The sequence below is a fragment of the Xenorhabdus bharatensis genome, assembly GCF_037996705.1.
GTDB classification, from domain to species: Bacteria; Pseudomonadota; Gammaproteobacteria; order Enterobacterales; family Enterobacteriaceae; genus Xenorhabdus; species Xenorhabdus bharatensis.
Window position 1 is genome coordinate 1 of the sequence record NZ_JBBMXG010000039.1, and the last position, 10,049, is coordinate 10,049.

Here is a 10,049-nt window from a genome sequence, read left to right on the forward strand (position 1 = left end):
TGTAACGAAAGCGCGACGCGGTACCCTGCCGGCGGCTCAGCAGCACACTGCCCGGCCCGTCCGTGCCCAGTAAATACACGCCGTCATCCGTGACACTCGCCGCCGACGCACCGCCCGCCTGCACCTGCCGCGTGACCGCGCCGCTTTCCCGCTGAATTTCCGCCACCCGGCTCGCCCCATGATAGTACAGCTCCCGGGTGTCAGCCTGACCCCGCCGCTGTAACGCCAGCCGGCCACTGGCATCATAACCGTACGTCTGCGTGCTATTCCCCTGCGTGACGGAGGCCAGCCGTCCCAGCCCGTCATAGGCCAGCATGCGATTTGCCTCATCCGCAATCAGCCGCCCGGCTTTATCGTAAGTGAGCACAATTGTGGCCGGATAACCCGGATGGCTGTGGGTCATTTTCGTCAGCTGGCAGGGGTCGGCCGGATTAGCGTAACTGAAGCGGGCCGTGTCCTGACTGCCGTCCGCCAGCGTGGTGAGACAGGTCAGCAGATTACCCAGCCGGTCATAGGTAAACTGCTGGCGGCTCAGGGTCTGCCCATAGGCATCCCGGGGGCATTCCACCCCCGAACAGCGGTAATCGGTCAGCCAGTGGCGGTCGGCATCGTAGGTATAATGCTCTTCCCGCAACCGTCCCACCTTAGGGTAATCCGTGGTACGGCTCGCCAGCTGCCCGGTCAGGGTATAAGTCTGACTCAGGGTCAGGACATCCGTCCCGCTCTCAATCCGCCGCCCGGTTTCCCGGCTGAAATCATCAAACGTCAGAGTCGTCATCAACTGCTGTCCACGGGCATTGTCCCGCACCGTCCAGCGGTCCGTCCGACCGGCCGCATCATAATGAAGGGTCACGGTCACCGCCTTATCCACCGCTTCCACCGGCCGGCCCAGGCCATCAAACCGCAGCCGGTGTGTGACCCCGGCCATATCCTGACAGGCCGTCATCTGACCGGTCGGGGAGTAGTGATACACGGCACTGCGCACCGGCCCGGCGCCCGCATCGTCAAACTTCACCGTTTCCTCCTGTAGCCACCCTGCCGGAGTGTAAGTGCGTTGCAGCGTAGCCTGCCCGACCGCCTCGGCCCGGGTTATCGCCCCACTCTGGCCATCATAGGTAAACTTCTGCTTGAGCCCCGGGGCCTCCACGCACGTCGGGACATTGCCCAGCCGCGGTTCATACTGCGTCTTCACGATCTGTCCCAGCGGGTCTGTGACGGTCTCTGGCACCGGGCTGCTTCCCTCATAAATCGCAGTCTGGGTCCGGCCCCCGACCGTACTGGATGTCACCCGCCCCAGACTGTCAAACACACGCTCACCCAGCACTGTCCCGTCCACTTCAATTTTTACCACTAAATTACCGTTGCTGAACGGCGCGTAAGTTTTCCGTACCACCGTGCCGTCACTGTAGCGGATGGTAGAGACCCGGTTAAAAGCATCATAGGTGTATTCGGTTTTCTTACCCTGCATATCCAGAGTGGCCCGTAACCGTCCCAGACCGTCATACCGGTGGCTTTGCCAGGACACCTGTGTCCCCTGACTATCCAGCAGAGTCACCGTCAGCGGCTGGTGCCGCACATTATAGTGGGTTTCTGTGGTGCTAAATTTCAGGTCCCCGGCTTGCCTCGTCTGCCGGGCAATCCGGGTCACCGGGTCATAATCCTGCACACTGCGCTGACCCGTGGCATCGGTTATTATGCGGGCCTGCCCCCAGTCGTCATAGTCAGTCTGCACGCTGACTGAGATAAGGTCGGTCTTATCCGGGTCGTCCCCGGTCGGCAGCCAGTCATGCCGGGTCTGGCGCACCACCCGGCCCCAGCTGTCTCGCTTCGTCTCCGCCACTGTTTTCCAGCCCGCGTGCTCCTGTCCTTTCGGCAAAATGGCCTGCTTGTAGCTCCGCCCCTGCCCGTCAAACCAGGTTCGGTTCTGGTTGTTCAGCACATCGCGCTGGGTGTTCACCACCACCCCCGCCTGTTCAATGGTGTAGGTATATTCAATATCACGGGCGTATGCCGTACCGGCATTATTCAGCTGTTTAGATAGGCGGCCAAATGCATCGTATTCATACCACGCCGTACAACCCTGACGGTTTTGCTCAAACCTCACTTTACTACTGAAGCAGGAGTGGATTTGTACGCTGGAAACTGTCAGGCCATCATAATCGCTCGTCCAGTGCGCGGTCTGTTTCAGATGTTGTCTGTCCAGTTTATAGTGAAAGTCCTGTCGACAGCTCCAATGCTGCTCAGCCGCTCCTCCTCCAGACGTCTTTCCTTCGTACACGGTCAACTTAAGCTTGCCTACACGCCCGTAGTGAGGTGAATTTAGGCGACTGATATAGTCGGTCTGGTGTACATGCAACAACTGGCGCTGTTTGGATTGCCAATCCACATGGAACAGACTCTGATGTGTGCGCACTATCGCCTCCGTGGTCGGTGTTCCCGGCAGCGTGGGCAGAGATTCATAACGGTAAATGACCTCATGCCCCGGTGCATCGACATAGAGCCCATCCGGGGAAGCCGCCCCCGGTGTTACCGTTTTCGATTTGACGTAACGGACAAACCCGTAGGGATCAGCCGGACAGCCGTAATAGCCATCCGGGCTCCTCAACTCCCCTTCTGCCGGATAATAGACCCACTCCGTGCGGGTACCGTCCGGGGCAATCTGAAGAGTTGGGTTGCCTGCCGTATCAAACTCCGTCCGGGTCACCTCCTCCCGCTGGCCGTTACCGGAAATAAAGCGTACCGTCGCCGATTTTGGCAACTGAAACTGCGGCGGCTGTTCTTCAAAATCCACCGCGATTTTGGCGTAATATTCCGTTTCATGCTGACGCCGGCAGCCGTTCTGATTCACCTCTTCTGAAATCAGCAGGTGGTAATTATTGTAGCGCCGGGTAATCACCCGGACCTCACGGCCATTGTCCCAGCGTTCGGTTGATCCGTACTGATAATCGGACAGCACCCCGTAGAGGTAATCCTGATTCTGGCTCCAGTTGCCCCCGGTTCCACTGCCGAGAAAGTTGTTCTTCGTATAAAGATACGTGCGGACAATCACGTCGTTCTGACCGGAAAACTGGTTGTATTCGGTCACATACGGCAGGGTAGCCGCCGGTCCCCTGGCCGGAAAATGGTGGCCGTCCTGAATATACGTCACCACCTCCAGCGAACCGGTCGGGGTCGACACCCGGTTTAAAAACTGGCAGTGCTGGTCATAGTCCAGTGACCATATCAGCGTCTGACTGGCCGTCAGGTTCGTGATGGTACTCACCCGACCGTTATGCAGCGCCAGTTCAATCTCATACGCCTCCGGTGTACCCGGCCAGACGCTCAGCCGGGTTGCCACTCCCGGTTTCGTATTCACGGTCAGCAGCGCCCGGTGTTGTTTATCCAGATCATAAATGCCCGTCAGGTGAGGCACGGCACCGACGGTATAATCCCATTCCAGATGCAGGCGGTAGCCCAGCGGGTTAATAATCTGCACCGGGACTTTCAGGTTAAAGGCATTTTTCGGCCCGGTGAGGATCTCCACCTGACCGGATTTATGGATCACCCGGTAAATATCCTGATCGACCTCTTTTTCAAACCGGACGACATCCTGCTTGTATTGGCGTAAAGTCACTTTCTTATCCGTTTCCTCCACTTTATAGCGCTCGCCGGTGGAGACCATAAGCATTTTCGTGTTGCTGTCGTAATGGGTCAGCCCGAGGGAAAAACCGAGCCCAAAGCCGATATCCGCTGAATTCAGCGGGTTGTATGCCAGTGCCAGAGTCAGCTCCGGGCCCAGCTGGTTATTGCCGGTAAGGTGCGCCACCGGCATCATATAATTAAACAGGCCCGTGCGCGGATCGACACTGCCAGCGGAGCTCTGAAAATTAGAGGCCTGGGAAAAGAATTCAGTGCTCATTTTTTATCCTCCACATTAAAGTAATGAGAAATTGATGTTAAGTTCCATCAAACTCACCGGGCTTAATAATTAGTCAGGGCGGTTTTTGTTCTCTTTTACTTTATTTCTGAATTAACTAAAAAGAATAAAACACCATGTTGACTGGAAATTAAATTATGATTTTTACATTTAGATATATATAATTATATTGTTCTAATTCACAGGAATAATACAAAAAGTAAAATGCAAATATTAAAAATATTGCTTGTCCTTTCCACTATCAATTTATGAAAGGTTATAGATATGGCTATATACTTCGTCTTTCAAGTTGCTTCTTTTTGGCTACGCTCGCTTACCCTAATCACCGTTTTTATAAACATACGGTTATCTATGTTCCTGAGGATTTACTCCCTACTGCCGCGATTCATCTTGAAATTCATTGTGTATATAACTTATTATTTTAAGAAACATTCTATAAGTTAGAATTACAAAAAATAAATCTTAATCACATTTAATGTATTATATACTAGTCTAATTTTGATATTTTTCAAATTTAAATACGCCAAATAAACATTGCATCAATCAAATTGATTCACCTCAAAACCGGAAATTACAAACATAACAGAAACTCGCTGTTATTTATGAATTCCATCTCTTCAATAATCATTGCTAATATAAAAAACACAAACAATTAAATTTATTTTCAATAAAACATCAATCATAAAAAATTATATTATAATTAACATAGCATTATATTTATCGTTACCAACAATACATAAATATAACTATAGATTACATCATTATCACCCAATGAATTATTTTCAATTCCTCCCTTTATTGATAAAGACGTGACTTCGTTCAAATTTTCACAATAAAACCCCGGAAAAACATTAGGTTTATGACTGTGACAATTATATTTTACCTTCTTTATGACTCATTAAACTATCTCATAACATAATGCAGTCATTTATAAAAAGAAAAACAGATAAGTTCATACTTCTGTTAACTATAAATGAAACACCACATCATCAATCACACAATTTTCGGTAAACCCTATTATGTCAGTCACAAAAATATTAACACCCAAACGAACAAAAGTACTACTGGCAGTCATCGCTGCTATTGCCTTAGTTTTCATGGCCATTATTGGAAAAATGAAGAATGCCGATAAACGATTTCTTTCCGTTGCCACGGCATCCACAGGAGGAACCTTTTACCCGATAGGCGTCGGGCTTGCTAATGTGTGGAGTCATCATCTTAAGGATGAAAATATTCAGGTCACAGGCCAGTCTTCAGCAGGGTCAATTGAGAATATTGATTTACTCCAGAAAAATGAGGCGCAGCTTGTTATTTTGCAAAGTTTGATTGCTGTTGAAGCCTATCAGGGGGTCCGTAATTTCGAAAACCGGCCTTATCAGGATCTGCGTTCCATCTCGGTACTCTGGCCTAATGTCGAACACTTTGTGATGATGGACGATAAAATCAAAGAGGGTACGCTAAACGACATCGCCAATACCCGTTTTTCCGTTGGCCCGCAAGCCAGTGGCACAGAACAATCTACGTTGATTATTTTGCAAGGAGTCAACCTCAGCAAGAAAAGTATTAGCCCGGAATATCTCGGCTACAGTGATACCGTTTCCGCAATGCGTGATGGCCGTCTTGATGGTGGCGCAATACCTGCGGGGGTGCCCGCCTCAGCGGTCACGGATATGTACGCCAGCGGTGTCTCTGCCCGTATCCTGAATGTGACCGATCAGCAATTGAAGCAGATTAATGCTATCGCGAATTCCTGGTTTCGTTTTGTCATTCAGCCGGAAACTTATCCCCGCCAAAACGAAACTATTCACACGATTGCCCAACCCAATATTCTGATGACCACCCGTGAGATTGATGAAAAAACTGTCTACGAATTAACAAAATCCATGTTTGAGAACCTGAAAGAAGTTCATCAAATCCACAGCGCTGCAAAATATATTTCACCGGAAAATGCCCTTAAAGGCGTTGCCGTTCCGCTGCATCCGGGAGCCTATAAATATTACCGTGAAATCGGGCTATCTATTCCTGATGAGCTTATCCCGCCGGAAATTCATGCAGCCACAGCTCAACCTTAATTATCAATATATCCCGATCCGACTATGTGTTTTCATAAGGAATCATTATGAGTATTGCACCATTAGCATCGTCTTCTGCTGAGCTGGATAAGGAATCCGGTTCCGGTAATCGTCATTTAATCAGCCCTTACAAACAAATTGCCACCCTTCTGGCTATCGCTATTTCTCTTTATGCTATCTACGCTAATGCGTTATCTAATACACAGGAATTTTACCGTAATGTGATCTTTCTTGGCGGTATTCTGGTACTGGGCTTTATACTTTTTCCGGTTTCCAAACAGCAGGCGACAGCAAAACTCAATCTTTGGGATTATCTTGTCATCCTGCTTACCCTGATTAGTTACGGCTATTTCTATTTTACTTATATCGATTTACATGTTGCCAGAAACAGTATTCCCAATACCACAGATTATGTAATGGCTATCGTTGGCATCGCCCTATTACTTGAGGCCGCTAGACGAACGACAGGTTATTTCATTCCGGGATTATCTATTTTCGCTATTGTATATGCTTTATTCGGCCAATATTTTATCGGTATTTTCGGGCATACCGGTTTTTCTATCGAGCGCCTGTTATTCCGTCTGTTTATGACTGGTGAAGGGATTTTCGGGATCACACTGTCAACAGCATCAACAGCGATCATTGTCTTTATCCTGTTTGGTTCATTTTTGAGTGTCAGTGGTGCGACAGCATTGTTCAATGATCTGGCTCTGGCAATTGCCGGGCGTCGCAGAGGCGGGCCGGCACAGGTCGCGGTTATTTCATCGGCACTGACAGGCTCACTCAGTGGAAGTGCGGTTGCTAATGTGGCGACAACAGGGACTTTCACCATTCCTCTGATGAAAAGCATTGGTCTGTCGCCCCGTTTTGCCGGTGCCGTCGAAGCGGCAGCATCAACCGGCGGTATGATTATGCCCCCTATCATGGGAGCGGCCGCCTTTATCATGGCGGGTTTTCTAGGTATTTCTTACACCACTATTGTGCTTGCCGCTATTATTCCGGCACTGCTCTATTATGCTTCCCTGATTATTGCCATTGATTTAGAAGCCAAAAAACAGGGATTGAAAGGCATTAGCAAAGAAAGTATTCCACAGGTAAAAGCCGTACTGAAAGCGCGTGGGTTACTGCTCTTACCCCTTTTTATCGTCATCGGAACATTATTAGCAGGAAAAACACCCATTTATGCCGGTTTCCTCGGCATTATTGCAATTATTGTTGCAAGCTGGATCACGCCGGATACGTCGGTACGGATGACACCTAAAAAGATAGCCAATGCGCTGAATGAAGCCGCTCGTGGCGCCATTCAGGTTACTGTTGCCTGTGCTGCTATTGGCATCATTATCTGCGTTGTCACGATGACCGGTATCGGCTCTACCCTTGCTTTCAACATCGTTTCCCTGACGGATAACACACTATGGATGATCCTGCTGGTTGTGATGGTCGTTTGTATCGTGCTCAGCATGGGCCTGCCATCCACTGCGTTATATATTGTTGTCGCTGTCACCGTATCGCCGATTCTTATTAAAGCCGGTGTGCTGCCATTAGCGGCACATTTCTTTGTTTTCTGGTTCGGGGCATTATCCAATATCACACCACCTGTTGCCCTTGCCAGCTACACCGCTGCCAGTATCGCCCGCTCTGACCCTATGCAGACATCATGGAGTGCTGTCCGGCTGGCTTTACCCGGTTTTATTATTCCTTTTATTCTGGTGTATAACCCGGCGCTATTGATGCAGGGCAGTGAGTTAAGTGTGCTTTCCATCCTTTATATGATAATAACCGCATTGATTGGCATTTATTCACTCTCTATTGCAACTGCCAATTTCTGGATGATAAAAGCGCACTGGCTGGAAAGGATTTTCTTTACGATTGCTGCCCTTCTTTTAATTAAGCCGGGTGTATTAACCGACTTGGCGGGAATGACGCTGATTGTGTTATCCGGTGTTATTCACTTGCTGCGCTATAAACAATACCGGACAACAGTAATAAGGAAGGAACAGCATAATGTATGACGTGATTATCATCGGGGCAGGCTTAGTCGGGCTTGGTACGGCCAATGCGCTACAGGAACAGCACCCACATTTACGTTTACTGGTACTGGATAAGGAAAAATGCGTGGCTGCGCATCAAAGCGGGCATAACAGTAATGTTGTTCATTCCGGTATTTACTATACGCCCGGCAGTCTGAAAGCCAATCTGGCGAAAAAAGGGAATCAGACGATATATCAGTTTTGTCAGGAACACGGTTTATACTATGACCGCTGTGGCAAAGTGATTGTTGCAACGCAATTGAAAGAGTTTTCTTTACTGGAAAATATCTATCAGCGGGGCTTGCAGAATGGTCTTAACGTTAGCCGATTATCACAAGCGGCTTTAAAGGAACGTGAACCTTATGTCAATGGTCTTGAAGCTATTCTGGTACCGGATACCGGGATCGTCAATTATCCGGAAATTGCAGCAAAACTGGCTGAAATCATTCAGATCAGAGGGGGAGAGATTCACTATCAACAATCTGTACAAGCTATCCGGGAACACAGTGATTCTATCGAAGTGCAAACCCAACAACGTACCTATCAGGCTAAATGGCTGGTGAACTGTGCCGGCTTACACAGTGACAGAATAGCTCAACTGGCAGGTTACGATACTGGTATGAAAATCGTGCCATTTCGCGGCGAATATTATGTACTGAATAGTGATAAAAACCATCTGGTCAATCACTTGATTTATCCCGTTCCCAACCCTGATTTCCCATTTTTAGGTGTTCATTTCACCCGTATGCATAATGGCAAACGGGATGTGGGCCCTAATGCGGTACTGGCATTTAAACGCGAGGGATATCGCCGGACAGATTGCAACCTGCGGGATATGGCGGAAATACTGACTTACAAAGGTGTCTGGAAAATTGCTTCACGCTATTTAGGTGAAGGAATAGCAGAAATGCGCCGCTCATTCTCACACCAGCTATTTACCGAAAATGCCCGCCAGCTTATTCCCGATTTACGTCCTGAAGACATTACTCCGGGGCCAGCGGGTGTCCGTGCTCAGGCAGTCACGCCCGAGGGTAAACTAGTAGATGATTTTCACTTTGTAACCGGTCGCCGGTCATTACACGTTTGTAATGCACCCTCACCAGCCGCTACTGCATCATTTGAGATTGGGAGAGAACTTGTAAAACGGTATTTTGAATTAATTTAATGGTAATGATTTTTTAAAAGGCAGCGTATAAATTAATCACTATGCGCTGCCTAATCACCCGTTATAACAATCGCAGTAAGTCAGCAGCCATTCCGGGAAGATTCGCTTCTCTCCACCGAATATTCCATCCCGAAATTCCCAGGAAAAAATCGTCAAAACGTGGATCAATAAAAATTCCTTGATGCCGATTAACATTATACACTAATCTATTAACACCTTCTTCATAGCGAAATCTACTGATAGTACTAACCGCATATTGGCTATTTTCATTTATAAATGGTGCATATAATTCACGTACTGTTCTACTTTCAATGTTTATAAATCTTTGTACCGTTCTCCCTTCCGCATTCAGAAGTACTCTGTTGTCCATTATTATCCTTCTTCCTCCTTCTTCAGTCCGATAAGTAAACCCCAAGCGCTTTAATACGTTAAAATCTTGCTGCATGCTTTCTGTCATCTGAGAGAGGGGAGGAGAATCAAACTGCACCGTTCTATATCCATTACTCATGACTTCTTGTACCCACCCTGCCTCATTTGCTCTATTAAAAGACTCTAATGTATTTCTGGCAACTGTCTCTGCTGCCCTTGTTGTGTTGGCTGTCTCAGTCGCTATAGTTGTTTCTGCTGTAACTGCTTCTATCGTTCTGGGGGCCTCACTTTCTCCCGCAGCAACAGCACTCCTTGCACTAGAGCCAAAACTAAAACTAATTTGTAACTGGGCTTCTGCCTGCCGTATCCCCCCAATTATTTTCCTAAGCACCGAACTGCCCAGACTGACCGCCCCAAACCCCATTGATACCCAGCCCAGAATAGCCGAGGCCTGGGGGTTACTTTCCTCGGTCAGGCTACTGGCAACCCCGGTCGCT

4 protein-coding genes and 1 pseudogene are annotated in these 10,049 nt (G+C 48.4%); 3 read left to right on the forward strand and 2 right to left on the reverse strand.

Annotated elements, in window-relative coordinates; all coding sequences use genetic code 11:
* Positions 1 to 3,898: hypothetical protein (locus tag AAC855_RS20810; protein WP_340612065.1), on the reverse strand; the 3,898-nt coding region annotated here is incomplete at its 3' end.
* A 1,037-nt stretch (positions 3,899 to 4,935) separates the two neighbouring features.
* Here AAC855_RS20810 and AAC855_RS20815 point away from each other — a divergent pair.
* Genes AAC855_RS20815 through lhgO form a run of 3 tightly spaced genes read left to right on the forward strand, consistent with a single transcriptional unit; the run spans position 4,936 to position 9,183 of the window.
* The gene (locus tag AAC855_RS20815; RefSeq protein ID WP_340612066.1) at positions 4,936 to 5,988 is read left to right on the forward strand and encodes a TAXI family TRAP transporter solute-binding subunit; all 1,053 of its coding nucleotides are present in this window, start codon (positions 4,936 to 4,938) and stop codon (positions 5,986 to 5,988) included.
* A gap of 47 nt (positions 5,989 to 6,035) precedes the next feature.
* Positions 6,036 to 8,000: a TRAP transporter permease gene (locus AAC855_RS20820; protein WP_340612068.1), complete on the forward strand. Its 1,965-nt coding sequence runs from the start codon at positions 6,036 to 6,038 to the stop codon at positions 7,998 to 8,000.
* A complete protein-coding gene (lhgO, locus tag AAC855_RS20825) occupies positions 7,993 to 9,183 on the forward strand; it encodes an L-2-hydroxyglutarate oxidase (protein WP_340612069.1) in 1,191 nt (396 codons plus the stop codon). The genes AAC855_RS20820 and lhgO overlap by 8 nt, the downstream gene beginning before the upstream one ends.
* A gap of 61 nt (positions 9,184 to 9,244) precedes the next feature.
* On the opposite strand, the pseudogene AAC855_RS20830 reads toward lhgO, so the two are convergent.
* Positions 9,245 to 10,049, reverse strand: a pseudogene (locus AAC855_RS20830) (hypothetical protein); the annotation flags it as partial.

Bases quoted from the DNA above. Each gene is read 5' to 3' on its own strand.
- AAC855_RS20815 (WP_340612066.1), top strand. From the start codon at position 4,936: ATGTCAGTCACAAAAATATTAACACCCAAACGAACAAAAGTACTACTG.
- AAC855_RS20820 (WP_340612068.1), top strand. From the start codon at position 6,036: ATGAGTATTGCACCATTAGCATCGTCTTCTGCTGAGCTGGATAAGGAA.
- lhgO (WP_340612069.1), top strand. From the start codon at position 7,993: ATGTATGACGTGATTATCATCGGGGCAGGCTTAGTCGGGCTTGGTACG.